This is a genomic window from Rhodococcus quanlei (assembly GCF_055231015.1).
Genome location: NZ_JBUYWD010000022.1, coordinates 92343 through 118040, shown reverse-complemented (window position 1 = coordinate 118040; position 25698 = coordinate 92343). Strand labels below are relative to the sequence as shown.

General features: G+C 64.2%; 24 protein-coding genes. 16 read left to right on the top strand and 8 right to left on the bottom strand.

The features are described from left to right. Nucleotides 1-192: 192 nt before the first annotated feature. A complete protein-coding gene (locus ACZI8Q_RS16295) occupies nucleotides 193-870 on the bottom strand; it encodes a YqeB family protein (RefSeq protein ID WP_463374663.1) in 678 nt (225 codons plus the stop codon). After that, nucleotides 863-1474, bottom strand: a complete 612-nt coding sequence (locus ACZI8Q_RS16290) for a TetR/AcrR family transcriptional regulator (protein ID WP_463374602.1) — start codon at nucleotides 1472-1474, stop codon at nucleotides 863-865. Before ACZI8Q_RS16290 ends, ACZI8Q_RS16295 begins: the two co-directional genes overlap by 8 nt. Nucleotides 1475-1673: 199 nt before the next feature. On the opposite strand from ACZI8Q_RS16290, the gene ACZI8Q_RS16285 reads away from it, so the two are divergent. The 3 genes from ACZI8Q_RS16285 to ACZI8Q_RS16275 all read left to right on the top strand — a co-directional run bounded on the left by ACZI8Q_RS16285 (nucleotide 1674) and on the right by ACZI8Q_RS16275 (nucleotide 4140). Next, the gene (locus ACZI8Q_RS16285) at nucleotides 1674-2402 is read left to right on the top strand and encodes a hypothetical protein (protein WP_463374601.1); all 729 of its coding nucleotides are present in this window, start codon (nucleotides 1674-1676) and stop codon (nucleotides 2400-2402) included. Nucleotides 2403-2549: 147 nt separating this feature from the next. Then, nucleotides 2550-3128: a sigma-70 family RNA polymerase sigma factor gene (locus ACZI8Q_RS16280; RefSeq protein WP_463374600.1), complete on the top strand. Its 579-nt coding sequence runs from the start codon at nucleotides 2550-2552 to the stop codon at nucleotides 3126-3128. Further along, on the top strand, nucleotides 3112-4140 hold the full coding sequence (locus ACZI8Q_RS16275; protein WP_463374599.1) for an anti-sigma-D factor RsdA: 1029 nt from the start codon (nucleotides 3112-3114) through the stop codon (nucleotides 4138-4140). The genes ACZI8Q_RS16280 and ACZI8Q_RS16275 overlap by 17 nt, the downstream gene beginning before the upstream one ends. Before the next feature lie 102 nt (nucleotides 4141-4242). Here the strand turns inward: ACZI8Q_RS16275 and ACZI8Q_RS16270 are convergent, their stop codons facing one another. Next, nucleotides 4243-4647 carry a DUF5319 domain-containing protein gene (locus tag ACZI8Q_RS16270; protein WP_463374598.1) on the bottom strand — a complete coding sequence of 135 codons (405 nt, stop codon included), beginning with the start codon at nucleotides 4645-4647 and terminating at the stop codon, nucleotides 4243-4245. A 276-nt stretch (nucleotides 4648-4923) separates the two neighbouring features. Between ACZI8Q_RS16270 and guaB the strand changes: the two genes are divergently transcribed. From guaB to guaA, 4 genes are all read left to right on the top strand, one after another. Then, complete coding sequence (gene guaB / locus ACZI8Q_RS16265; protein WP_463374597.1) at nucleotides 4924-6447, top strand: IMP dehydrogenase; 1524 nt, start codon at nucleotides 4924-4926, stop codon at nucleotides 6445-6447. Nucleotides 6448-6498: 51 nt separating this feature from the next. After that, nucleotides 6499-7641, top strand: a complete 1143-nt coding sequence (locus ACZI8Q_RS16260) for a GuaB3 family IMP dehydrogenase-related protein (RefSeq protein ID WP_463374596.1) — start codon at nucleotides 6499-6501, stop codon at nucleotides 7639-7641. Between the two features lie 171 nt (nucleotides 7642-7812). After that, nucleotides 7813-9561: a GMC family oxidoreductase N-terminal domain-containing protein gene (locus ACZI8Q_RS16255; RefSeq protein ID WP_463374595.1), complete on the top strand. Its 1749-nt coding sequence runs from the start codon at nucleotides 7813-7815 to the stop codon at nucleotides 9559-9561. Between the two features lie 57 nt (nucleotides 9562-9618). Continuing rightward, nucleotides 9619-11190 (top strand): glutamine-hydrolyzing GMP synthase, encoded by a 1572-nt coding sequence (gene guaA, locus ACZI8Q_RS16250; protein ID WP_463374593.1) that lies wholly within the window; start codon nucleotides 9619-9621, stop codon nucleotides 11188-11190. Nucleotides 11191-11224: 34 nt separating this feature from the next. Here the strand turns inward: guaA and ACZI8Q_RS16245 are convergent, their stop codons facing one another. After that, the gene (locus tag ACZI8Q_RS16245; RefSeq protein ID WP_463374592.1) at nucleotides 11225-11479 is read right to left on the bottom strand and encodes a hypothetical protein; all 255 of its coding nucleotides are present in this window, start codon (nucleotides 11477-11479) and stop codon (nucleotides 11225-11227) included. Further along, nucleotides 11472-12839 carry a PspC domain-containing protein gene (locus tag ACZI8Q_RS16240; RefSeq protein ID WP_463374591.1) on the bottom strand — a complete coding sequence of 456 codons (1368 nt, stop codon included), beginning with the start codon at nucleotides 12837-12839 and terminating at the stop codon, nucleotides 11472-11474. The genes ACZI8Q_RS16245 and ACZI8Q_RS16240 overlap by 8 nt, the downstream gene beginning before the upstream one ends. 173 nt (nucleotides 12840-13012) lie before the next feature. Between ACZI8Q_RS16240 and ACZI8Q_RS16235 the strand changes: the two genes are divergently transcribed. The 3 genes from ACZI8Q_RS16235 (at nucleotide 13013) to ACZI8Q_RS16225 (ending at nucleotide 16621) form a co-directional block, all read left to right on the top strand. Beyond that, a complete protein-coding gene (locus ACZI8Q_RS16235; RefSeq protein WP_463374590.1) occupies nucleotides 13013-14389 on the top strand; it encodes an ATP-binding protein in 1377 nt (458 codons plus the stop codon). 542 nt (nucleotides 14390-14931) lie between these two features. Beyond that, the gene (locus ACZI8Q_RS16230) at nucleotides 14932-15957 is read left to right on the top strand and encodes an alpha/beta hydrolase (protein ID WP_463374589.1); all 1026 of its coding nucleotides are present in this window, start codon (nucleotides 14932-14934) and stop codon (nucleotides 15955-15957) included. Between the two features lie 4 nt (nucleotides 15958-15961). Beyond that, on the top strand, nucleotides 15962-16621 hold the full coding sequence (locus ACZI8Q_RS16225; protein ID WP_463374588.1) for a LuxR C-terminal-related transcriptional regulator: 660 nt from the start codon (nucleotides 15962-15964) through the stop codon (nucleotides 16619-16621). Nucleotides 16622-16655: 34 nt separating this feature from the next. Here ACZI8Q_RS16225 and ACZI8Q_RS16220 read toward each other — a convergent pair whose 3' ends face one another. Together ACZI8Q_RS16220 and ACZI8Q_RS16215 are read right to left on the bottom strand one after the other, a co-directional pair. Then, the gene (locus ACZI8Q_RS16220; protein ID WP_463374587.1) at nucleotides 16656-17879 is read right to left on the bottom strand and encodes a serine/threonine-protein kinase; all 1224 of its coding nucleotides are present in this window, start codon (nucleotides 17877-17879) and stop codon (nucleotides 16656-16658) included. Between the two features lie 9 nt (nucleotides 17880-17888). Continuing rightward, nucleotides 17889-18866: an ERCC4 domain-containing protein gene (locus ACZI8Q_RS16215; protein ID WP_463374586.1), complete on the bottom strand. Its 978-nt coding sequence runs from the start codon at nucleotides 18864-18866 to the stop codon at nucleotides 17889-17891. Nucleotides 18867-19129: 263 nt separating this feature from the next. On the opposite strand from ACZI8Q_RS16215, the gene ACZI8Q_RS16210 reads away from it, so the two are divergent. Both ACZI8Q_RS16210 and ACZI8Q_RS16205 read left to right on the top strand, forming a co-directional pair. Then, nucleotides 19130-19942, top strand: coding sequence for a hypothetical protein (locus ACZI8Q_RS16210; RefSeq protein WP_463374662.1), 813 nt, complete (start codon nucleotides 19130-19132; stop codon nucleotides 19940-19942). Next, the gene (locus ACZI8Q_RS16205; protein WP_463374585.1) at nucleotides 19939-21507 is read left to right on the top strand and encodes a DNA polymerase Y family protein; all 1569 of its coding nucleotides are present in this window, start codon (nucleotides 19939-19941) and stop codon (nucleotides 21505-21507) included. Before ACZI8Q_RS16210 ends, ACZI8Q_RS16205 begins: the two co-directional genes overlap by 4 nt. 18 nt (nucleotides 21508-21525) lie before the next feature. Here ACZI8Q_RS16205 and ACZI8Q_RS16200 read toward each other — a convergent pair whose 3' ends face one another. Beyond that, nucleotides 21526-22512 carry an ABC transporter substrate-binding protein gene (locus ACZI8Q_RS16200; protein ID WP_463374584.1) on the bottom strand — a complete coding sequence of 329 codons (987 nt, stop codon included), beginning with the start codon at nucleotides 22510-22512 and terminating at the stop codon, nucleotides 21526-21528. A gap of 321 nt (nucleotides 22513-22833) precedes the next feature. Between ACZI8Q_RS16200 and ACZI8Q_RS16195 the strand changes: the two genes are divergently transcribed. The 4 genes from ACZI8Q_RS16195 (at nucleotide 22834) to ACZI8Q_RS16180 (ending at nucleotide 25635) form a co-directional block, all read left to right on the top strand. Then, entirely contained in the window at nucleotides 22834-23220 is a 387-nt protein-coding gene (locus ACZI8Q_RS16195; protein WP_463374583.1) for a VOC family protein, read from the top strand. Nucleotides 23221-23278: 58 nt separating this feature from the next. Continuing rightward, nucleotides 23279-24046 carry an alpha/beta fold hydrolase gene (locus ACZI8Q_RS16190; protein WP_463374661.1) on the top strand — a complete coding sequence of 256 codons (768 nt, stop codon included), beginning with the start codon at nucleotides 23279-23281 and terminating at the stop codon, nucleotides 24044-24046. A 62-nt stretch (nucleotides 24047-24108) separates the two neighbouring features. Beyond that, nucleotides 24109-25080 (top strand): R2-like ligand-binding oxidase, encoded by a 972-nt coding sequence (locus ACZI8Q_RS16185; RefSeq protein ID WP_463374582.1) that lies wholly within the window; start codon nucleotides 24109-24111, stop codon nucleotides 25078-25080. A 36-nt stretch (nucleotides 25081-25116) separates the two neighbouring features. Continuing rightward, a complete protein-coding gene (locus ACZI8Q_RS16180; protein WP_463374581.1) occupies nucleotides 25117-25635 on the top strand; it encodes a hypothetical protein in 519 nt (172 codons plus the stop codon). Nucleotides 25636-25698 lie beyond the last annotated feature (63 nt).

Genomic DNA, 25698 nt, shown 5'->3' with positions numbered 1-25698 from the left:
GCGGTTGGCATGGCGTCGGTTCCAGTGGTCTCCGAGATGGTGCAGCGTGTTGTTGAACTGAAAGCCACCTGCTCGTAAGGAAATGGACATGAAAACGGCAAACGTATTTTTGTCGACATTGGAGTGAACGCCGGACGAATGGGGCAAATCGCCCCGAAATTGGTGGACGTGATCCCGGCGCTCGTCGGAGCATCAGCGCACTCGGCGGTATTCCTGATGTTTGTCGCGGTCGCGCACGACGATGCCGAGTGCCTGCAACTCTTCGTGTACCGCGCGGACGGTATGTATGTTCTTGTCGGAGAGTTCCCTGCGCCTCTGACGAAGGAGAGCGTGCGTGGCGTTGTCGAGGTCGGGGTGCCCGTCGATCCAGCGCGTGAACGTCGTGAGGGATGAGGGATTCCCGGTCCATGGGTATCCGTGTGAGGTGAACGCGTCGGCGATGGCGGCTGCGTCGAGGTCGCTGCTGTTTCGGCGGGCGAGTTCGCGGTGTGTCGGATCGGTGAGGACGAGGTCTTCGCCGTCGCGGAACACCGAGTTCACCCCGGATCGCGGAACGTACAGTTCTTCGTCGTCTTGGGTGAGGAGTATGCCGTCGGAATCGACGGTGACGGTGAGGGCCTCGCTCAGCGCGATCAGCGCGAGCGCGACGCCGGCGGCGAGACCGAGGGCGGTGAGGATGGGCACCGACCACGCCGTTGTGAGTTCAGCGAGGATCTCGAGTGGGCCAGGGACCGAGGGAAGCGTGTTCACGGCCCATCGGGCGAGAGGGGGAGCAGCGAAACCGAGCGCGAATCCTGTGAGTGCGCATGCTACTGCGAGCATCCACGGGATGGTTCGAGGGAGTGAGATTCGGGTTGCGTCGTCATGCATCGTCATGGTCGGGTCCTGTTCGATGTCCGGTGAGATAACGGAGGGTGATCGTGCGCATGGTGTGGACGGGAGCGACTGCGTTCGGGGTATCCGCGTAGAGGAATGCGGCGTCGGTGATCGCATGGATCCACGTGGCGGTGGTGACCGGGTCGAGCGCGGGGTCGATCTGATCGTGTGCGCGATGAAGTAGGTGGGTCAGGCCCTCGTTCACGATGGTGTCGGTCTCCTCGAGGACTTGTGCGAGCTGCGGATCGCGGCTCGCCTGCCGCATCACTTCGATCACCAGGCCTGCGGCGACGGGGTGAGTGGCGGGTTCGACGAGTTCGGTGACCATGTCGAGGATCGCGGCCAGTGGATCGTCGCCATCTCGATGGCGTTCGACGAGCGCTCGGGACTCGGGTAGGTCGTTTTCGAAGATCCCGCGGAAGATTCCGCGTTTGTCGCCGAAATAGTGGAATACGGTGCCTGAGCTGACTCCGGCTGCTTTCGCGATGGCGGTCACGGGTGTGGTGTCGAAGCCGTGTTCGGCGAAGAGTAGGGCGGCGGCTTCGGTGATCGCGGCTCGGCGTTGTGCGTGGAGTTCGGGGTCTACGGTGCGGGCCATACTTTCAGGTTAATAATTAATTGAGCAGTCAGTCAATTGGTGTCGGGTCGGTGGGGCAGTGCAGGAGTGGGATGATCTCGGGGTGTCGAGGACTCTCCACTCCAGTAGTGCCCCCAGAATTGCCTTTGCCCGGTATGCGTTCGGGGACCGGCCTGGCGATCTTCCGATACCCGCACCCGTGGGTCTCGAGGAGAGATGGATGTATGCGGTTGCTCTCGGCGGGCAAGGCCGGTATGCCGCCGCCCGTGCGGTGTTGGACGATCTGCTGCGGATGGTGAGCGCCGGACCGGTCGCGTCGTTGGCGTCGAGCACGCGCGCCTCGTTGCTGCGGCAGACGGGTTGGCACATGCAGGCGTCGGCGTGGGACGGCCGTGCCCTGGCCGCACTCGCAGGCCTGGATGACGTGAACGGCGACCAGCTCGTCGCGGCAGCCTGGTGTGATGCGATTACCGGATTGGCTGCGGATGCGTTGGGATGCGGGCGCCTGCCCCTCGGCTGGCGGTTGCTCGGCCGATGCCGAGAACACCTGGCGGTGTACGACGCGCGTGTCGGTGGCCCCGTGTTGTGGCGGCAGCACCTTCGTCTCCATTGGGTGGGTGCCGAGCTTGCGCTAGCGGGGGCCGACTTCGGCGAGGCGGGCCGCCACGCCCGGGCTGCATCGAAGATTGCGGAAGCCTTCACCTCGGTGAGGCATCAGGTGAAGTCGGACCTGTTGCTTGCCGCGACCATGACAGGTGGTCCGGACGTACGGCCGGCCGTCGAGCTTGCCGAGAGGGTGCTCGATCGTGCCGATCGTCACGGATTGGTGCCGCTGAAGTGGGCTGCTTCGATGTTGCTCTCCGGTGTGACGTTCGACTCGTCGTGGGGGGGTGAACGTGAGGCGTGCGAGTTGCTGATCCGTCGGCGAGGTGGGCACTTCAATCTCTGATTCACCTGGTCAAGCGTCCAGGATCGTCGGCAGGGCGGATGCGGACGCGAAGCGAACCATGCGGACCGTTACGCTGACATTTGTTCCGCTGAGAGCGGGAGCACACCCGTCGGGGGTGCCACTGTAACGCCAGGAATTTCACTCACGATGACTAACACGAGCGAGGAGTTGGACTCCGCTGTCGCTGCGGCAACGCAGGGTGATCGGGCCGCTCTAGCTCGTGTCCTCGAAAGTATTCGACCCCTGGTTGTGCGGTATTGCCGAGCCAGAGTCGGCGCTGCGGAGAGAGGTCAGCTCTCGGCAGACGATGTGGCGCAGGAGGTGTGCCTGGCTGTGATGACCGCCCTTCCGCGTTATCAGGATCAGGGTCGCCCCTTCATGGCCTTCGTCTACGGAATCGCTGCACACAAGGTTGCCGACGCTCACCGAAACTCCGCGCGTAACAAATCGGAGCCGATGGCCGACGTACCTGATGTCATCGCTACCGGCGACGGCCCTGAGCAGCGGGCGCTCGATTCGGAAGCTGGGCGACAGATGGAAGATCTGTTGAGCACGCTTCCGGAGAAGCACCGGGAGATTCTCGTTCTTCGACTCGTGGTCGGAATGTCGGCAGAGGAGACGGCAGCAGCCGTCGGAAGCACGGCAGGCGCTGTACGCGTGGCTCAACACCGAGCCATTGCGAAACTGAAGAAGGAAGTCGCGAGAGCAGGTGAGAGATATGGCTGAGGGGAACAAGCGCGACGGTGGTTCCCACGCCGATCTCCCGGGAGACGACGCACCCGTGGACATCGCGGCAGTTCGCCGGGACGACGCCTTCATAGAGGCGCTTTCCGGTAATGGACATGTAGAGACGGACACACCCGAGCAGTATCAACTTGCTCTGGTCCTCGCAGACTGGCGTTCGGGCATCGTCGCCGAGCCCATGCCCGAGGGGCCAGACCTCGACGAGGTCGTCGAGGCCATCGAGAAGAACAATCGCACGGCGGTCACTCGCAGCCGGCTGCGTTTGATTCGTCCCATTGCGGGTGCGGCTGCCGCCATTGCGGTCGTGATGGGCGGCGCCACGATCTTCTCGTACAATGCCGAACCGGGCGATCCGTTGTGGAACATCAAAGAGGTCGTGTTCAGTCAGCAGGCCGATTCCACGGTGGCCAAGATCGACACCACGTCGAAGCTCGAGCAGGTCGAGAAGCTGATCGCTTCCGGTGACGCACGCAGCGCCAAGGCTGTGCTCGAGACAGCGTCTGCGCGCGCCGACGACGTGCGCGATGCCGATACTCGCGGCGAGTTGCAGCAATGGCGTGAGCGGCTGTCGAACGAGGTCGAGAAAATGGAACCCGAGACGCCTGTGAGTTCGGCACAAAAGCCGGGTACCACGTCGCCGCCGACTCCGGGTTCGCAGGTTCCCGTGCCAGGGCTTCCCGGGCTCGAAACCGTCCCGTGGCAGGACCTTGTGCCGACGGACCTGCAGATCCCACCGCTGGTACCGCCGACGAGTCCCTCCCCGGTCGAGTCGCCGACGGACCCGTCCACGCCCCCGTCTCCGGTCGATCCGACGACGGACCCGTCCACGCCCCCGTCTCCGGTCGATCCGACGACGGACCCGTCCACGCCCCCGTCGCCGGTCGATCCGACGGTCATGTTGCGTCCACCGAACCCTGACGACAGCACGCCACCTTCGCAGAAGCACGAGGCGCCGCCGACCACCACTACCACCACGCCGCCCGCCGTGGGCTGAAAGACCGGCGCAAGGAACGAAAACTGTGGCCCGACACTTCCGAAGTGTCGGGCCACAGTTTTCGTTCGGGCGCCGATGCGCTAGTGCAGGACTCGAAACGGTTCAGGATTCGAACCCGTCGCCGTGTACGGCGTCGTTCATCGAGGCATCGGCGTATCCACGGCAGTAGTCCCACGTGACGTATGCCTCGGGGACGGGATCGTATGCGGGCTCGTGAGGTCGGACGGTGCCGTCGACGAGGAGCTGCAGCAGATTCGCGCGGAGCATGTCCCAATCGTGGTAGTGGTCTTGCTGGCAATCTTCGCAGCAGACGACCAGCCCGCGGACGCCTCGGTGTGAGAGCAGGGCTTCGTATACGGCGAGGTCGGCCAGGTCCTCTTCCACTGCGAGTCGCTCGTGTGGATCGAGTGGCTGACCCGGCTCCAGGGCGTCGAGGGCTGCGGACGGGTCGGCGGGGTCGCCGGCGAAGGGGTCCGGGGGCAGACCGGGAGGCAGTTGATCACGCACAGCACCACGGTACTCAGTTCTTGGCGGTCTGCGCCAGCCGTTCGGCGTACGTGCAGCGTGGGTGGCGTGACCTCGGCGTGGCCGAGGCCGATACGATGGTGCAAGTGCTGGGAATATCACGCCTTGTGCATGCCTTGTTCAGGAGTGGTCGCATCCTCGGGGCACTAATGTGAACCCCAACCGGTGTGAACTCCACAGATGTGGATCCCACTGACGTGAACTCACGGACTACCGCCGCATTTATCGTATTCACCTTTATCTGGAGGCCCGAACCGCATGACTAGTTCCACAGGGCAGGTACACACCGGTGGCGACGACCCGAACAAGGTCGCCATGCTCGGGTTGACGTATGACGACGTCCTGCTTCTACCGGCGGCATCGAACATCACTCCGAATCAGGTCGACACTTCCAGTCAGCTGACTCGTGACATTCGTCTTCGGGTTCCGCTGGTCAGTTCGGCCATGGACACCGTCACCGAATCGCGGATGGCCATAGCCATGGCACGCGCGGGTGGCATGGGTGTCCTCCATCGGAACCTGGCCATCGAAGCCCAGGCCGGTCAGGTCGAGACGGTCAAGCGTTCCGAAGCCGGGATGGTGACGAACCCGGAGACGTGTGCACCGTCGGACACGCTGGCCGAGGTCGATGCGAAGTGCGCCCGGTTCCGCATTTCGGGCCTGCCGGTCACCGACGAGGCCGGGCAGTTGGTCGGCATCATCACCAACCGCGACATGCGGTTCGAAGTCGATATGAACCGTCCCGTGTCGGAGGTCATGACGAAGGCGCCGCTCATCACGGCTCGTGAGGGTGTGACGGCGGACGTTGCGCTCGGTCTGCTCCGTCGTAACAAGATCGAGAAGCTGCCGATCGTCGACGGGCAGGGCAAGCTCACCGGCCTGATCACGGTCAAGGACTTCGTCAAGACGGAACAGCATCCCGACGCCACCAAGGACCGCGACGGTCGCCTGCTCGTGGGTGCCGCGGTCGGTGCCGGTGACGAGGCGTGGAGTCGCGCGATGGCGTTGACCGACGCCGGCGTGGACGTCCTGGTCGTGGACAGTGCGCACGGACATTCGGCGGGTGTCCTGGACATGATCGCCAAGCTGAAGGCCGAGGTCGACGAGCGCGTGCAGATCATCGGCGGCAACGTCGCGACGCGGGCGGGTGCTGCAGCACTGATCGAGGCCGGTGTCGACGCGGTCAAGGTGGGTGTGGGTCCGGGTTCGATCTGCACCACGCGAGTCATTGCCGGGGTGGGTGCACCACAGGTCACCGCAATCCTCGAGGCCGCCGCTGCGGCCAAGCCGCACGGTGTGCCGGTCATCGCGGACGGTGGACTCCAGTTCTCCGGAGACATCGCCAAGGCACTTGCTGCCGGAGCGTCCACTGCGATGCTGGGCTCGTTGTTGGCAGGCACCGCCGAGTCTCCCGGTGAGCTGATCCTCCTGAACGGCAAGCAGTACAAGAGCTACCGGGGAATGGGATCTCTCGGGGCCATGCAGACTCGGGGTTCCGCGAAGTCCTACTCGAAGGACCGGTACTTCCAGGACGATGTGTTGTCCGAGGACAAGCTGGTGCCGGAAGGTATCGAGGGCCGTGTCGCCTACCGTGGTCCGCTCTCGCAGGTCACTCATCAGCTCACCGGCGGACTGCGCGCCGCAATGGGATACACCGGTGCATCGTCCATCGAGGAGCTGCAGAATGCGCAGTTCGTGCAGATCACAGCGGCGGGACTGAAGGAGAGTCATCCGCACGACATCACGATGACGGTAGAGGCGCCCAACTACGTCGCCCGCTAGTCACGAGTCACATCAGTCACGAGTCACATCAGTCACGAGAAAGGGGCGCGCGTGCGCGACCTCGTTGAGATCGGCATGGGCCGCACGGCCCGACGCACCTACGAGTTGGACGACGTCGACATCGTTCCGTCGAGGCGTACTCGCTCCTCCAAGGAGGTGTCCACGGCCTGGCAGCTCGACGCCTACCGTTTCGATATCCCTGTGTTGGCGCACCCGACGGATGCCCTGGTGTCGCCGGAGTTCGCCATCGAACTCGGCCGCCGCGGCGGACTCGGTGTGATCAACGGTGAGGGTCTGTGGGGCCGTCATCCCGATGTGGAGGCGAAGCTCGCGCAGGTCGTGGAGCTGGCGGAGAAGGATCTCGATCCGGATGCGCCGGTGAAGTTGCTTCAGGAACTGCACGCCGCACCGTTGCAGCCGGGTCTTCTCGCGGCCGCTGTTGCACAAGTGCGCGATGCCGGTGTGACCACCGCGGTCCGGGTCAGTCCGCAGAATGCGCGTGCGCTTGCACCCGAGTTGATCGCGGCAGGTATCGACCTGTTGGTGGTGCACGGCACGATCATCTCTGCCGAGCACGTCGCCAACAACGACAGCGAGCCGCTGAATCTGAAGACCTTCATTTCCGAGCTCGACGTTCCGGTCGTGGCCGGGGGAGTGAGTGATCATCGCACGGCGCTGCACCTGATGCGGACCGGTGCTGCCGGTGTGATCGTCGGATACGGGTCGACGGAGGGCGCCACCACCACCGGCGAGGTGCTGGGCATCGGTGTCCCGATGGCCACGGCCATTGCCGATGCCGCGGCGGCTCGACGTGACTACCTGGACGAGACGGGTGGACGCTATGTTCACGTGATCGCCGATGGCGACATCACCTCCTCCGGTGACCTTGCGAAGGCCATAGCTTGCGGCGCGGATGCAGCCATGCTGGGTGCGCCGCTTGCCGTTGCGCGGGAGGCTGCGGGCGGCGGCTGGTTCTGGCCGTCGGCCGTCGCACATCCTTCGGTGCCGCGAGGTGCGCTGCTTCCGGTGTCGTTCGGTGCGGATCGTCCGACCCTCGAGCGGGTGCTGATCGGTCCTTCCGAGGATCCGTTCGGTTCGCTCAACTTCGTGGGTGGCCTCCGGCGCTCGATGGCGAAGGCGGGGTACTCGAGTCTCAAGGAATTCCAGAAGGTCGGGCTCACAGTCCGGGCCTGACGGGCAGTACGCGACGAACGCCGTACCAGCAGTGGAGCCGGCTGGCACGGCGTTCCTTCGATATTGTGTGTGGCCGCCGGTAACACTAAGGCAACCCTTGTGGCAAGAGTCACAACGGAGCAGGGCATACTCGTGGGTACGTTCCGATTTCGACGGTGGAGGTATCCCAACATGGGCACGAAGCGAGCAACCGATTACGACGTGTTGATCGTCGGCTCCGGTTTCGGGGGCAGTGTGACAGCCCTACGGCTTGTGGAGAAGGGGTACAAGGTCGGCATTCTCGAGGCCGGCCGTCGTTTCGCCGATGCGGAATTCGCCAAGACCAGCTGGGATCTCAAGAACTTCCTATGGGCACCCGCTCTCGGGCTTTTCGGCATCCAGCGCGTGCACATGCTCCGAGACTGCATGATCCTCGCCGGCGCGGGCGTCGGTGGCGGCTCACTCAACTACGCGAACACGCTGTACAAGCCGACGGCCCCGTTCTTCGATGACCGGCAGTGGGCACACATCACCGACTGGCACGACGAGCTGAGCCCGTACTACGACCAGGCCCGCAAGATGCTGGGTGTCGTTCAGAACCCGCACATGACCCCGGCCGACAACATCATCAAGTCGGTCGCAGACGACATGGGTGCCGGGGATACGTTCATTCAGACACCGGTTGGTGTGTTCTTCGGGGAACCTGGAAAGACTGTGTCCGACCCCTACTTCGGCGGTGTCGGACCGGATCGAACGGGCTGCATCGAGTGTGGTGAATGCATGACCGGCTGCCGCCACGGCGCCAAGAACACATTGCTCAAGAACTACCTCGGCCTTGCCGAGAAGGCCGGTGCCGAGATCATCCCGATGACGACGGTCAGCGGCTTGCGTGAGGCAACGGACGGAACGTGGGACGTATTCACGCGTCGGACAGGCCCGATCAAGAAGCGTGGCCGCAAAACGTACACCGCTGCCAACGTGGTGTTGGCGGCGGGGACGTGGGGCACCCAGCACTTGCTGTTCGATATGAAGGACACCGGCGCGCTGCCGAAGCTGTCCGACAAGCTGGGCGTGCTCACCCGCACCAACTCCGAGTCGATCCTCGGTGCTGCGGCAGCGAAGGTGGATCCGAACCTGGATCTGACGAAGGGCGTCGCGATCACATCGTCCTTCCATCCCAGTTCCGACACCCATATCGAGCCCGTGCGTTACGGCAAGGGGTCCAACTCGATGGCGCTACTTCAGACGCTGATCACGGATGGCGGTGGGGACACACCACGCTGGCAGAAACTGCTCCGCAACATCAAGGACAAGCCCCAGGCTCTGCGTGCGCTGACTCCGTACCGGTGGAGTGAGCGGACTGTCATTGCGCTGGTGATGCAAAATCTCGACAACTCGATCACCACCTACACCAAGAAGGGTCTGTTCGGTCGGCGCAAGGTCACCAGCAAGCAGGGCCACGGAGAGCCCAATCCCACCTGGATCCCGTCGGGTAACGAGGCCACTCGGCGCATCGCGGAGAAGGTGGGTGGCTGGGCCGGCGGCACGTGGGGGGATGTGTTCAACATACCGCTGACGGCGCACTTCCTCGGCGGTTGCGCGATCAGCGAAGACGCGTCGCAAGGTGTCATCGACCCCTACCATCGCGTGCACAATTATCCAACGCTCAGTGTGGTGGACGGCGCGGCTGTGTCGGCGAACCTCGGTGTGAACCCCTCGCTGACCATTTCGGCGCAGGCCGAGCGGGCGGCATCGTTGTGGCCCAACAAGGGTGAAGCCGATCAGCGTCCGGCGCAGGGGGAGAAGTACCGGAGGGTCCAGCCGACCACTCCGAAGAATCCCGTGGTTCCGGCGAACGCGCCGGGCGCCCTGGTGTTGCCGATCGTGGGCATCACGAGCGGGGAGCAAACGGCGCCGGTGGGCAAGCACGGCGTGGCGTAGCTTTCGGTACGCCCGAGCGGCGTGGGTTGCTCGGGCGTGCACCGTTAGACTGACCTGGTGTCAGATATCGAAGAGCAGCGTCCTGTACTCGTAGTCGACTTCGGCGCCCAATACGCCCAGTTGATTGCGCGGCGCGTGCGTGAGGCGAACGTCTACTCCGAGGTGGTTCCCCACACCACGTCCGTCGACGAGATCGTCTCGCGAAAGCCGCTCGCGGTCGTGCTCTCGGGAGGGCCGGCCAGTGTGTATGCGGAGGGTGCTCCGCAACTGGATCCGGCGCTGTTCGAGCACGACATTCCAGTGTTCGGTATCTGCTACGGCTTTCAAGCGATGGCGGGTGCTCTCGGTGGCACCGTCGCGCACACCGGTACCCGTGAGTACGGGCGCACCGATCTGAGCGTGCAAGGCGGTTTGTTGCACGACGGACTGCCCGTGACGCAGCCGGTGTGGATGAGTCACGGTGACGCGGTGACTCAGGCACCCGAGGGTTTCGAGGTGACCGGCATCAGTGAGGGTGCTCCCGTCGCTGCCTTCGAGGATCGGGCTCGGCGGCTGGCCGGTGTGCAGTACCACCCGGAGGTGCTGCACTCGCCGCACGGGCAGCAGGTGTTGAGCCGCTTCCTCCACGAGGTTGCCGGGATCAAGCCGGCGTGGACGGCTGCCAACATCGCCGATGCCCTCGTCGAGAAGGTGCGCGAGCAGGTAGGTGACGGCAAGGCGATCTGTGGCCTGTCGGGCGGAGTGGACTCCGCCGTCGCGGGCGCGCTCGTGCAGCGTGCGATCGGCGACCGTCTGACGTGTGTGTTCGTCGACCACGGTCTGATGCGTGCCGGTGAGCGAGAGCAGGTCGAAAAGGACTTCGTGGCCGCAACCGGCGCCAAGCTGATCACGATCGACGCCGCGGAGACGTTCATCGGTGAACTTGCCGGTGTTGCCGACCCCGAAACCAAGCGCAAGATCATCGGTCGTGAGTTCATCAGAAGCTTCGAAGGTGCCGTCAGTGACGTGCTCGGTGAGAGCGCGGTCCACGGCGACACCGTCGACTTCCTCGTGCAGGGAACGCTCTACCCCGATGTCGTCGAGTCCGGCGGTGGGACCGGAACGGCGAACATCAAGAGCCACCACAACGTCGGTGGGCTGCCCGAGGATCTACAGTTCACGCTCGTCGAGCCGCTGCGATTGCTGTTCAAGGACGAGGTTCGCGCTGTCGGACGTGAACTAGGACTTCCCGAGGAGATCGTCGGACGCCAGCCGTTCCCCGGACCTGGCCTGGGCATTCGCATCATCGGTGAGGTCACACGCGATCGGTTGGAGATTCTCCGTCACGCCGACTCGATCGCGCGCGAAGAACTCACCGCAGCGGGGCTGGACGGTCAGATCTGGCAGTGCCCGGTGGTGCTGTTGGCCGATGTTCGCAGTGTGGGTGTGCAGGGTGACGGTCGTACGTACGGTCACCCGATCGTGTTGCGTCCGGTGTCGAGCGAGGACGCCATGACCGCCGACTGGACGCGTCTGCCGTACGAGGTGCTCGAGCGCATCTCCACCCGGATCACCAACGAGGTTCGTGATGTCAATCGTGTTGTTCTGGACGTGACGAGCAAGCCGCCGGGAACCATCGAATGGGAATGACTCGGGGCTAGCAGGGAAATGAGCTCCTGGGAAGCTACTTTCTGCGGTGGTTCGGCAGGAAGACGAGCACCAGCCCTACCACCACAGCGAGTGCGACGAATATCCAGCGGAAGGCGTTCTCGCCCACGGGGGTGAGGGTGAAGGGGCCGACGAGGGCCCAGCCGCTCACCAACAGGGCCGTCAGCCCTGCCAGGATCAGCAGGATCGAGGGCCGATGTCGTGCCCGGCCGTTGGTGGATGTGTGCTCGGTGTCGGAGTTCTCGCTGCAGGAATTCTCGTTCTCAGCCACGGCGCACCTCCACACTTCCGAACTGATTGTCCACGTCGAGTGTCAGTAGCGGACCTTCGCCGTTGTCCCCGCTGTTCACCCCGGCGGGCAGGCACACCGACTCTCCGAACGTTGTGGCGCAGTCGTTCTGCACGTTCAGCTCGGATGGGACGATGACGATGAACTCGCCCATCCGGTTCGTGATGTCGATCTCGGTGTCGTCGGTGAGTTGCAGGCCGGTCAGATCCAGTTCGAACGAGCCGAAACTGCCGCTGTACTCGGATTCGAGGGCAGCTGCAGTGGTGGGTGCCCATTGCCTTTCGCCGACGTTCTGGAAGTCGATCGGGCCGACGAGTGATGCGAGTACGACGAATCCTGCCAACGGCCCGGCAACGACGAGGAGTCCGTAGCCGCGGCGAGTCAGTCCGCCGACGATGAGACCTGCGCCGATCACGGCGAGCGCCATGGCGCCGATACGTCCGGGCGTGAGCCATTCGGAGTCGGTGCCGGCTGCGACGGCGGCACCCGCTGCGACGGCCAGGATGGCGAGGCCGATGAACGTGGGGGTGAGTCTCGAACGCGTCCGTTCGGGAAGGTCGGGTGGCGGGGAGGAGACGGTTGGTTCCGGCAGGTCCCAGGCGAACGGTGCGACACCGAGCGGGTCCCACGCAGGCGGTGTGGACTGCGAAGTTCGAGTCGGAGCCGGGCCGGTGGGAGCAGTGTGGGTGGGATCCGTTGGGTGTGCAGGTTCGGAAGCCGCCTCGGTAGACGGGGGCTCGGACGGGACGTAGGTGTCCGGAAGTGTTGTGTATGGGCTGTAGGGCTGTTGCGCGAAATCCGGCTGTGTGAATGTCGGTTGGGTGAACGCGCTGGGTGTGAACGGGTTCGGGGTATACGTTCGCGCGTATCCGGCCGGATTGCCGGCCCCGAAACGCTGCCCGGCTGGTAGTGGCGGAGGAACGGGGCAGCGCTGGTAGAGGAACCAGAGCCCTCCGACCATCAGGATCAGGCTGATCAGTCCCGAGCCCCCCATGCCCACTCCGAACGGGCCGATGGTGCTGGCGGCGATGGCCAGTGCGACGAGCAGAACTGCCGTTTTGGTCCCGGATTCGGAGCTGCTGCCACGACCCATCATCGACTCGGCGGCGGACGCGGGATCGCCGGAACGGGTGAGGACGAGCCAACCGGCGAGGTAGAGGAGGATGCCGGCGCCGCCGAAGATGGTGGAGACGACGAAGGCGACGCGTACAAGAACCGGATCGACGTTGTAGCGGTACGCGATTCCGGAACACACTCCCGCAACGTGGCCGCTGCCGGGAAGGCGCACCGGCCGGGTCCGCCACAGGTCGCTGATCTGCTCTTGGAAGCTCCCATTGGTCATGTACCCATGCTGGCGGACAAGGGGCGGCGGCAACATCGGGAACTACCCTGATCTTTACCCCGGCGAATGTCACACACGTTCGACTCACGGGAACGTGTGTGACATCGGTCGGGGCGGAGAAGGGGTAACGCTGACCCCGAGAGGGGCTACGGGCAACTCAGGGTGTAACCCTGATGCCCAGGCCGAGGGTGCGTGCCAGTATCGAGGGTGTGCAACCCGTGTCGAACGAAGCCCCAGGCGTGACGAGTGCCGCCTCGGTCCAGCACTCACCTCCGGCTCCGGTCGATGGGGTGCCGGTCAGGCGCCTCGAACGGCGGGTCGGCGGCCGGATCGTGGGCGGCGTGGCCGGTGGCATCGCGGACCATCTGGACATCGACGTTCTGAAGGTCCGGGTCGCGTTCGCGTTCCTGACGGCCCTCGCGGGTGCGGGTGTTCTGGCGTACGGGTTGCTGTGGATCTTCACGCCCCCTGGCTCGGATGAAAAACCTCCGAGCGCTCAGGAACGGCGCAAGGCCCTCGGTCTCATTGCGATAGGACTGGGTGGAACGGTTGCGCTGTCGTGGCTGTTCAGTGGCAGCGTGGGGGCGGTTGTCGGACCTGTCGTCGTGGTCGCTGTCGGTGCTGCCCTGGTGTGGCGTGAGTTCGATTCGGATGGTCCTCGTAGCGCGATAGGGCTGCCTCAGCGTCCCACGGTGCTCACGTGGGCGCGGGTGTTCGGCGGGATCACGTTGATCGTCCTGGGCCTCGGTGTCGTGATTTTGGCTCAGGTCGATATCGACGCTCTGCGTTCGTCTTTGCTGGCCGTGCTGGTCACCCTCGTGGGGGTGGTGCTACTGACCGTTCCGTTATGGCTACGGATGTGGCGCGCGCTGGGTGCCGAGCGTGCCGCGCGGATTCGTACCGAGGAACGGGACGAGATCGCGTCGCACCTGCACGATTCGGTTCTGCAGACGTTGGCGCTCATTCAGAAGCAGTCGGGTGACTCTGCCGAGGTGGCACGGTTGGCTCGCAGTCAGGAGCGGGAGCTGAGGAGATGGCTGTTCGGCGGGGGTGAGACGGATCATTCGAGCCTTGCGGAAGCACTGCGGACGATCGCCGGTGAAGTGGAGGACCAGCACGGCGTCACGGTTCGACCCGTCACTGTGGGAGATGTCCAACTCGACCGTTGTGACGACGGCGACGGTCTGCCCAAGGAGAGTTTCACCGCACTGCTCGGTGCTGCGAGGGAGTCGTTGGTCAACGCTGCCAAGCATTCCGGCGAAAACGAGATCAATCTCTACTGTGAGGTCGAGTCAGAGGAGGTTGGTGTGTTCGTCCGGGATCGGGGTGTGGGGTTCGATGCGACCGCAGTGCCCGCTGATCGGCAGGGGCTCGCGAAGTCGGTGCGAGCACGCGTCGAGCGGCGAGGCGGGCGCGTGGGTGTTCGCTCGACTCCCGGTAAGGGCACCGAGATCCGGATACACATGCCGCGACCGGTGAAGGGCGCTTCGGAGCGTCATGACGCAGGACAGAACGACGGTGACGAGGCCCGGGTGACGAGGCCCGCGTGATCCCGCGAGTGAACGTCGAGTTAGTTCAAATTAAAAACTTCTCATTTTCGTTACAGATCTGATGTAACGGTGCTATAAAGATCACGACGGCATGGCCGTTATCTTTATCACTACATGAATGGAGTCATCAGATGGGATCTTTGGCCGACGCACTTCCCTGGTTCATCGAGAACCTCGGCCTCCTGATGGAGCTCGACGGCTTGAGCTCCGGCAGTGCCGAAACACCCACTACGCCATAGCGTAGTCGTTCCAACCCATCACATACTTAGGAGTACTGCATGTCTTCCATCGTCGACCTCCTCGACATGATCACCCCTCTGCTCCAGCTCATCGCCGATATCGGCTCGGGTAGTGCTGAAGGTGGTTCGTCAGCCGCTGAGTAACGGCTTTCTCGTCGAAGCGGCTCGGTCGCAGTATGAGCAATGCGCTCGCGACCGAGTCGCTTTCGTGATGTTAGCTGTTTGATAACTAAAGGGCCTGTATTTTCGTAGGCCTCGAGATCATGGTCTCCCGTGACGGGGCCATTCGAGCAAGGGATGCACATGCGACTGTTGAACAACCGAGGCGCTCGTATCGCCGTCGCCGCGAGCGCGGCAGCGCTGATTCCCCTTGCAACTCCGCAGCTCGTCTCTGCGCAGCCTGCCGGACCTGATTCGGCTGCAGTGTCCACCGGTTCCTACCTCGACCGGATCGAGACGACCAACGAACGTCAGATCACGGCATACGTGTACTCGGCGTCGATGGACCGTGTGATCCCGCTGAAGGTCATGCTTCCAGCCGACTCCAGCGAACCTCGGCCCACGCTCTACCTGCTCAACGGCGCCGGCGGCGGTGAGGATGCCGCGACCTGGTACAACAAGACGGACATCGTCGACTTCTTCGTCGACAAGAACGTCAATGTCGTTGTCCCGATGGAAGGGGCGTTCAGCTACTACACCGACTGGCAGAAGGAAGACCCGGTTCTGGGGCGCAATATGTGGGAAACCTTCCTGACCAGGGAGTTGCCACCGATCATCGACTCCGCCCTGAACACCACGGGTGTGAATGCGATCGCGGGTCTCTCCTCGTCTGCCACTTCGGTGCTCGATCTCGCGATGGCCAGCCCCGGCCTGTACCGCGCGGTGGGATCGTTCAGCGGATGCGCCTCGACCTCCGACGACCTCGGTCAGGCCTACGTGAAGACGGTGGTGGCGCGTGGCGGTGGCGACGTGGAGAACATGTGGGGACCCGACACCGACGCCGATTGGGTGGAGCACGACGCCGTCGTCAATGCGGAGAAGCTGCGCGGCACCGCGCTGTACATTTCCAGCGGCACCGGTCTGCCTGGTCGTGAGGACAACCCCAACGGGCAGAACATCGACGGACAACTGGATGTGCTTGCGAACCAGGTCGTCGTGGGTGGCGTCATCGAGGCCGCCACCAACGAGTGCACGCATCGTCTGCAGAATCGGTTGGCGGAGCTCGATATTCCCGCTCACGTGGAGTATCGGCCCGGAACGCACTCGTGGGGCTACTGGCAGGAAGATCTGCACAAGTCCTGGCCGATGTTCGAGTCCGTGTTGTACTGACAGGGTGAGTTCTCTCGAAACACCGCCGTACCGCGTCTTTCTCGTCGACGATCATGCCGTGTTCAGGTCGGGGGTGCGCGCGGAGTTGGGGCGCGAACTCGATATGCGGGTCGTGGGTGAGGCCGGAGGCGTGGCTGAGGCCGTTGCCGGAATCAACGCGACCGATCCGCATGTCGTTCTTCTCGACGTGCACATGCCTGATGGTGGCGGAGTAGCTGTGCTCCGCGGGATCGGCTCGGGGCCGGTCTGTTTGGCGTTGAGCGTGTCCGATGCTGCCGAAGACGTGATTGCCGTGATCAGGGCGGGTGCACGGGGGTACGTCACCAAGACGATTTCGGGGTCCGAACTCGCGGATGGTGTGCGCAGGGTGGCCGGCGGCGACGCGGTGTTCAGTCCCCGGCTTGCCGGTTTCGTTCTGGACTCGTTCACCGGACGCTCGAATGCTCCCGAACCGCAACTCGATCCGGAGCTCGATTCGTTGACGCCGCGTGAACTCGAGGTACTTCGGCTGCTGGCGCGTGGATACACGTACCGGGAGATCGCAGAGGAACTGTTCATCTCCGTGAAGACGGTCGAGACCCATGCGTCGAACGTGTTGCGCAAGACACAGCAGTCCAATCGCAATGCGTTGACGAGGTGGGCGCACAGTCGCCGGATCGACTGAGCGCCCCGTCGGCCGAGTGACCGGATCGGATCGATCAGGGCTGACCCAGGAGGACGATGATCGCCACGATCACCGCGAGCACGAGAATCGCGATCATCACGCCCATGGCGAGTGGTGCCCACGCGACGATCTGATCGCGCAAGCTCGTTGGTCCGGTGTTGGGGCCCTGTCGTCCGGCAGAACGCGGACCTGGTGGCCATGGCAACCGGTCGAGCGGTCGCGCGACGTTGTCGAGTGGTGTGGCCTGCTGTACGGCGGGTAGTCCGGCGAGGGTGGAACCGACGAATCGCCCACCGCGTCGTGAGTCGGGCAGTGGGGTGGACCGTTGGGCCCAGACGGGGACGGTCCCTTCGGCGGAGTACACGGGAGATCCCAGAAGTTGCGGGAATCGTCCCTGCTCGCCGAGTGCCACCTTTGCCAGTTCGTCGCGGGCTTGCGCCATCGTGGGGCGACGGGCCGGGTCCGGTTCGAGCAGGTGAAGAAGAACATCGGTGAGGGGACCGGCGTGTCGGGGGGAAAAGATCTCGGCTTTCGCGACTCGATGCAACAGTGCGATGGAGTCGGAGTCGATTCCGAACGGCGGTTGCCCCTCGACGACGGTGTACAGCGTGGAGCCGAGGGAGAAGACATCACTGGCCTCGGTGGGGTCTTCGCCGCGGGCGACTTCGGGGGAGAAGTATGCCGGGGTTCCGGTGATGACGCTGCTCGAGTTGTCCGAGGTGTCGCCCTTGGCTCGTGCAATGCCGAAGTCGCCGATCTTGACGACACCGAGATCCTTGCCCCGGTCTGCGACGAGGATGTTTCCGGGTTTGATGTCGCGGTGGACGATGCCCGCGGCGTGGGCCTCGGCGAGAGCGTCGGCGACCTGGGCGCCGATCTGCGCGACCTCGAGTGGTGGCAGTGCGTCGGCGATGTTCATCGCCTGCGCGAGACTGCGGCACGGTAGGTACTCCATCACCAGCCAGGGTTCGCCGCCTTCGAGTGCGACGTCGTACATGGCGATGGAGTGCTTGTGGGTGAGTTTGGCTGCGTTCCGGCCTTCGCGCAGGGTGTTTGCACGCATTTTGCGGGCCTGGTCGGGGTCGAGGCCGGCCGTGCTGGTGACCTGTTTGGCGGCCACGTCGCGGTGTAGCAGCGTGTCGCGCGCGAGCCACACGGCGCCCATGCCGCCGCCGCCGAGCTTGACTCTCAATCGGTACCGTCCGGCCAGCAGATACTCGGGTCCGATACCCCTCTCGCTCTGTTCCTGCGCAGTCACGCGTTCAGGTTAGAGGATGTTGCGAGTGGGGTTGGCGGCGGTGAAGGCTTCCCAGACGTCGGGGCGCAACCGGCCACGGTCGGATATGGGGATTCCCTGCTCGCGAGCCCAGGCGCGGACCGTGGCTGTGTGCGTCTCGGGTGAGAGAGCGGAGGTACCCTCCGATGGTGCGCTCGGTGTGGGTTCTGCAGCGGTGTCGGCGTCGGTCCAGATGTGCGCAGCAGCAAGATACCGGTAGGTCCATTGTTGGGCGAGGGCGCGGGTTTCGCAGAACACGATCGGTACGTTCGGCCAGCGAACTTGGAGTTCGGCTATCCCGTCGGCCACGATCCCGGGCCGGACTCGATCTTGGGCGAATATCGCCGAGTATCGGTCCTCGACCACAATCGCCGCCCTCGGTAGTGCGGCGAGTTCGGCAATGGCGTAGCGCAGTTTCCCGCTGGTGAGACTGGCTACCAGATCGGGTAAGGACTTGCGTTCGACGGACGCGACCAGGGTTTCGTCGCGCATCAGCCCGTAGTCCCCGCAGGGTAGTGCCCGTTTGACGGTGGTGACCTGCTGGTCGGTGAACCGGTACGCGTATCGCTCGTGCGAGTCGACGACGATCTGAAGGTTCGGGAGCCCGGCAGCGCGAGCAGTGGTGGTGCGCACCTTCGGTCTGGCTTGTTTGCGGGTGCGTGGAGACTGCCAGAACACCATGTCCCGGCCGCGGGCGGTGGTGAACACGATCTGGGACCGGTTCTCTCTACCCCGGTCGAGGATGAGGTCGATCGCGGCGCCGCGCCGGGCACAGGACCGCAGACCGACACGTTCGACCAGTTCGGGATGCTCGGGCCACTCGCTGGCCGGGACCGGGTGACAGTACAGCGCCTTCAGTCGCGGCCACGTTCCCGCAGTACGAAGCACCAGACCGCCGTCGATCGGCAGCCGGAGCAGATAGGGCAGCTTGGAATCCGGGTCCGGGTTGGCGGCAATGAGTAGCTCCACATTCGTAGGGTCTCACTTTTCATGCGTCGCCGCTGACGCTGCGACCAGCTCGCTTGACGTCGAGGTGGTAGGCAGCTTTACTGAGAACAGTTCGAATATACGTTCGAATCAGTGAGTTCGAGCCGCGTCTTCCCCGTGGCAACCGACCGCTTGGAGTGCCGGAAACGGTTGATCAGTGCTGGTTGTAGGGGTGTGGTGTGGCTGATGTAGCAGCCGAAGTGATCGGCGTCCCCGAATCATCGGATATCTCGGTGTCGTCAGATCTGTCGGGGTTGTCACGAGATCTGTCGGGGTTGTCACGAGATCTGTCGGGCTTGTCACGGCAGGAGCGGCTCGAACAACTTCGCCGTCGTATCGCAGCAGTGCCGTCCCGTGGCGAGTCGGTCGCGGAGCGGCTCGAGGCAACGTCCGGCAGCGTTTCCGCTGACGGTGTTTCCCTTGCCGGAGTTGCCCCTGTGGAGGTTCTGCCGGTCCCTTCTGCGCTCGCCGGGATTCTTCCCCGGGGCGGGTTGGCTCGGGGCTCGGTGGTGTCGCTGTCGGGCGCCACCTCGCTGCTGCTCGGGGTGATCGCATCGGTGACGGCAAGCGGTGGGCACGTCGCGGTGATCGGGCACCCTCGGCTGGGGTTGCTGGCGGCTGTCGAGATGGGTGCCCGCTTGGAGCGGTTGGCGTTGATCCCCGACCCAGGAACCGATCCGGTGGAGATTGCCGCTGTTCTTCTCGACGGCATGGATCTGGTGGTGCTGGGGCTGGGAGGTGCCTCCGTGTCGCCCTCGCGTGCACGCGCGGTGGTGGCGCGTGCACGGAGCAAGAACTCCACTCTGGTGGTGACGGACGGGCGCTGGGACGGTGCCGACGTGCGATTGGACGCTCGGGTGCAGGGATATTCCGGGCTGGGTGAGCAGGGATGTGGGCGCCTGCGATCGATCGGACTGGACGTGCATGCGCGAGGTCGTTCTTTTCAGCCTCGGTCGACGAGAGTGGACGTGTCCTCGGCGCGCGGAAAAGTGGAATGGGCGGTACCGAACATCGATCGAACCGTGGTGGGCTGTTCGGCGGAGGTATCGGGGCTGTGAGCGAGGCGGGAGAGGGTAGGGTTCTGGCGCTGTGGTGTCCGGACTGGCCGGCCGTTGCCGCCGCGGCTGCCGTCGATCTGTCTCCGGTGACGCCAGTGGCGGTGATATCGGCCAACCGAGTGGTTGCCTGCTCCGCGAAGGCACGGTCGGAGGGAGTGCACCGTGGTCTGCGCCGGCGTGAAGCACAGTCCCGCTGCCCGCAGTTGTGCGTGGCGAAGGCAGACCCGGATCGTGATGCGCGATTGTTCGAACCTGTGGCTGCGGCCGTCGATGCTGTGGCGCCCGGCACGGAGGTGTTGAGATCCGGGCTGGTGGTGCTCTCTGCGCGTGGCGTGCACCGATATTTCGGCTCGGAAGAGGTGGCGGCGGAACGATTGGTGGACGAGGTCTCTACACGGGGTGTCGAATGCCAGGTGGGTATAGCAGACCAGTTGTCCACGTCCGTGATCGCGGCGCGGCGCGGCGTGATCGTTCCGGCCGGTAAGAGCGCGAAATTCCTGGCGCCGCTTCCGATGCGGGAGCTGGCTGCCGAGCCCAGCCTGTCTGACCCGCGTCGCAGTGAACTGGTGGATTTGCTGCACAGGCTCGGAATTCGCACGATAGGCGCATTCGCGGCACTGCCCGCTGTGGACGTGGTCTCGAGATTCGGAACGGATGCGGTGCTGGCGCATCGCGCAGCTCGCGGTGATCCGGAGCGGCCGCCGTCGGCGCGGGCCCTGCCACCGGATCTGGACGTCGAGTATCACTGCGATCCCATCGTCGACCGAGTGGATGCGGCGGCTTTCGCGGGCCGGACACTTGCGGAACAACTGCATCGCGCATTGTCGGCGGCCGGGGTGGCGTGCACGCGACTGACGGTGTCGGCCACCACCGCCAACGGGGAGCAGATGGCACGTACCTGGCGGTGCGCGCAACCGTTGACTCCGGAAGCGACCGCGGACCGGGTGCGGTGGCAGCTGGACGGCTGGCTCACCGGGCGAACCGAAGCGCGCCCCACCGCGGGTATCGAGGTGCTCCGTCTCGAGCCGGTGGAAGTAGTGACGTCGGGGGCTTTGCAGCAGGGGTTGTGGGGCGGCATCGGTGAGGAGGAAGAGCGAGCTCGGCGAGCGCTGGTCCGTGTTCAAGGGCTACTCGGCGGGGAGGCAGTTCAGGTTGGTGTGCTGGGCGGAGGGCGAGGACCTTCGGAGCGCGTCACCCTGCTGCCTTTGGGGGACGAATGCATTCCGGCCCGTGATCCCGCGCAGCCGTGGCCCGGCAGGCTTCCCGAACCCTCGCCCACGGCCGTCCTGGAATCGCCGCCGTCGGTGTCGGTGACCGGCGCGCACGGCGTTCCGGTGACGGTCACGGCGCGGGGCTTCTTCGATGCCGCACCGGAACGGCTGCGGTGGGGTAGCCGTGAGTGGGCGGTGACGGGCTGGGCGGGCCCTTGGCCGGTCGACGAGCGCTGGTGGGACCCTGCTGATTCGCGCACCGCCGCCAGAGCGCAAGTGCTGCTCGAGGAGTCACGAGCGTTGTTGCTGATCTGGGCGGAGGGCGGGTGGTCGGTCGAAGGCATTTACGAGTGACCTCAGCTACTGAGGAGGTCAGCCTACGGTGGGCACCACCGTTGCAGGATCGTCGTCGGATGCTGCGGCCAGTGCAGGCACGGTGGCATCGAGCAGATAGGGCAAGCTCAGCGGACTCGCGAAACCGAGAGCAGCCGGCACCGCGGTGTCGAAGTCGCCGAGATACACGGTGCGATCTTCACGCACTACGTTCAACTCCGAAAACAGTGCATTGGTCGCGAGGTCCTCCTTGGTTGCACCGAGGATCACAAGATTTTCCTGGTCGAGCAGGTTGAGCCGTTCATCGCTCACCGAGCCGGTCTCGGTTGGTGCGGCGAACCCGAGTTCGTTGAAGAACCTGTTGCGTGGATCGCCATGCTCGAGAATGTAGAAGCCCTCGTTCAGGACCATGGCGACCGCAACGGTGCGCCCCGCGAACTGTGGGTTCGAGTTCTTCGCCTCGGCGAATTGCGCCATCACCGAGTCTCGTACGCGCTGGGCTTCGTCGGACTTGCCCAGTGCGCGTCCGATGGTTTCCAGTTGGACGTCCCACGGCGCGGCCCCACCGTTGCCGTCGCTCAGGTCGCCGACAGTGGGAGCGAGGGCGGACAGTGTTTCGTAGTTGGGTTGCTTCATCACGGCGTAGGTGCCGAGAATCAGGTCGGGCTCGGCTTCGGCGATCTTCTCGAAATCGAGGTCCATACCTCCGACTTCCGGGATGTCGGTCGGATAGTCGGCAGCCCACGGGCGTTCGCGGTAGTCGTATCCCGTGAATTCTCGGGTGGCAACAGGTGTGACGCCGAGAGCGAGTGCGAAATCGAGGCCGTTGAAGCCGGCTGTCACCACCCGGGTCGGCTGCGATTCGATCGTCGTGGATCCGTATTCGTGGTCGATCGTGACAGGGAACGCACCGTTATCGGCTTCTTCGCTCGTCGGGGTGTCGGAGTCTGTGGAACCACAGGCCACGAGGGTCAGTGTTGTGGCTATGGCGAGGGTGGAAGCGAGTGCCGAGCGGCGATGAAGCATGGCGATCACGATGAATGTTCTCTTTCGAAGTGGTTGTTTATTAAACTGAGCCTAACCAAATGTCGGCGCTATGGTGGTGACAGGTTGTTTGCGGGGACCGGGCAGGAATGATTTCCTGACTGCAGCGTCGCGTGTCGATGGCGGACTGCGTCAGGCATGGAGGCGCACCGACGCCGTTCGTGATACCACTGCCGTTCGTGATACCACTGCCGTTCGTGATACCACTGCCGTTCGTGATACCACTGCCGTTCGTGATACCACTGCCGTTCGTGATACCACTGCCGTTCGTGATACCACTGGCGTCGTATCCCAAGGGGACACATGAGTATTTCGTTCAATCACACCATTGTCGCTGCGCGTGACAAGAAGGAATCGGCCTGGTTTCTGACCGAGCTCTTCGACCTACCGTCACCGGTGCCGGCAGGGCACTTCCTGGCGGTGACACTCGATAACGGAGTGACGCTCGACTATGCCGAGCCGCCCACCGACTTCCCGCCGCAGCACTACGCATTCTTGGTCGGTGAGGACGATTTCGATCGCATCTACGGCAAGATTGTCGAGCGCGGACAAGACCATTGGGCCGACCCGCGCCGATCCGAACCCGGCACCATCAATACCAACGACGGTGGGCGGGGCGTCTACTTCCTCGACCCGTCGGGCAACTACATGGAGATCATCACCCGGCCGTATGGAGGTTGGGGCTCCTGAGGATCTGCGCCTACCCTGAGAACTCGTGAGAACAACGAGGACCAGTACCGGCATCGACATGGCCTACCGCGAGTTCGGTGCGGATTCGGCGGATGTCCCGGTCGTCCTCGTGCACGGTATGGGTGGCGACAGCAGTACCTGGGAACGATTCGCGCGGATATTGGCCGAACACGGTCGGCGTGTGATTGCACCGGACCTGCGCGGGCACGGGCGTAGTGCCCGCGCGGCGTCCTATCGCTTCGCCGAGTTCGGCGAGGACCTGGTGGGTCTGTGTGACGAACTGGGGTTCGATCGGGTCGACATGGTGGGACATTCGCTCGGCGGACACGCGGCGACGGTTGCTGCGCAGGGCCGCTGGAAGTTGGTTCGGCGTATCGTCGTCGAGGAGGCGCCGATTCCACTGCGGCCGGGAGATCCCGAACAGGTTTTCGCCGGCAGGCTCCCGTCCGTCCCGGAATTGTGGCACGCGACCACGAGCTTGGTGCGTCACCCGCGTGCGGTGTTCGCATTCGACCGAAGCATGACCGGTACGGCGATGGAACAGTTCCGGCGTCCCGACCCGCAGTGGTGGGAGGGGCTGAGTGCCATCCGATCGCAGGTGTTGCTCCTTCGCGGCGGGCCGCGAGGAATGGTCGATCCGCAGCGGCTCGAGGCGCTTGTCGCGGCGATTCCGCAGTGCCGCGTCGAGTCCTTCTCGTGTGGGCACAGCATTCACCGCGACCGTTTTCGTGAGTTCGCTGCTGTCACGATTCCGTTCCTGATGTCGGAGATGGTGGACACCGATCAGTCTGTGGAATCGGAGTTCAGAGAGGCCGATCGGGACTAGCGTGGAGGCAGAGATCGCAGGGCGGCCTCATGCGGTTCTGCACGTCGGGAAGAAGGCACACAATGACGGCCATTACTCCGCACAGTCCCCCTCACAGCAGGGAGGGGTTCACGTCCCTTCGGTCCGGGGGATTCAACTGGGACGCGTTTCCACTCCGGCTCTTCACCAAGGGCAACGCCAAGTTCTGGAATCCGATCGACATCGACTTCACTCAGGATGCGGCCGACTGGGCCGAGCTCAACAGCGAACAGCAGCGCAGTTCCACTTTTCTGTGCGCCCAGTTCATCGCTGGAGAGGAAGCGGTCACCGAGGACATTCAACCGTTCATGAAGGCAATGGCCGCCGAGGGCAGGTTCGGCGACGAGATGTATCTGACGCAGTTCTGCTTCGAGGAGGCCAAGCACACTCAGGTGTTTCGCCTGTGGATGGACGCGGTCGGCCTTACCGGAGATCTGCACCCGTATGTTGCCGACAACCCGTACTACCGCCAGTTGTTCTACGAGGAACTGCCGGGATCGCTCGGTGTTCTCGAAACCGATCCGAGCCCGGCCAACCAGATCAGGGCCAGCGTCACCTACAACCATGTCATCGAAGGCAGCCTCGCGCTCACCGGCTACTACGCCTGGCAGAAGGTGTGCGCGACTCGGGGGATTCTCCCGGGCATGCAGGAACTCATCAAGAGGATCGGCGACGACGAGCGCCGCCACATGGCCTGGGGTACGTTCACCTGCCGCAGGCATGTGGCAGCGGACGACAGCAACTGGAACATCGTGCAGGAGCGGATGGGCGAGTTGATGCCGCTCGCGCTCGGCATGATCGATTGGGTCAACAACCAGTTCGAGGAGCAGCCGTTCGGTCTCGACGAACAGGAATTCATCACCTACGCGGCGGATCGTGCTCAGCGGCGGCTGTCGGCCATCGAGTCTGCGCGCGGTCGGCCGGTCGAGGAGATCGACCTGGATTATTCGCCGGAGACTTTGGAGGAGAAGTTCGGCGAGGAGGACGCAGCCGCACTGACCGACGCAGCGGGGTAGGGGAGCCACACCGACCAAGCCTGACAGGATCGAACGATGTTTAACCAGTTCACATCTCTCGACCGCAAGCTGATCGGTTGGTCGGTTCTGTTCGCGTTGTCGCAGGCGAACATTGCTCGGCTTCTGGGACCGGCCGCACCCCGAGTGCTCGAGGTGCAGACCGCGTTCTCGGCGCGCGCATACACCGAAGTGCTCGACACGATGGACGCCGAAGAGACAGCGCGGTATCGCAGTCATTACTACCCGGACTTCGTGCACCCGGCGATCTATGCGATTGCTTTGAGGACCGGAACGAAGCGGCTCGCCGAACTGACTCCGATGTCGCCGACGACTCGCCGAGTGTTCATGGCCGCACCGGTTGTGTCGGCAGCCGGCGACTACCTCGAGAACGCGGTCGGGTTGTATCTCCTCGACCACCGAGACGCCATCACCGACACGACCGTGCGCACGACGTCCACGGTGAGCGTCACGAAATGGGTTCTGGCATTGGGTACTTTGGGATTTCTGTCCCAAGGATTCGTTCGAGTCTGGGCGAAGGCACTGCGCCGTCGGTAGGTTCGGTTCATGCCGCAGGATCTGCCCGCCGTGCTGTTCGACGACGAATCGCAGTTTCGCACC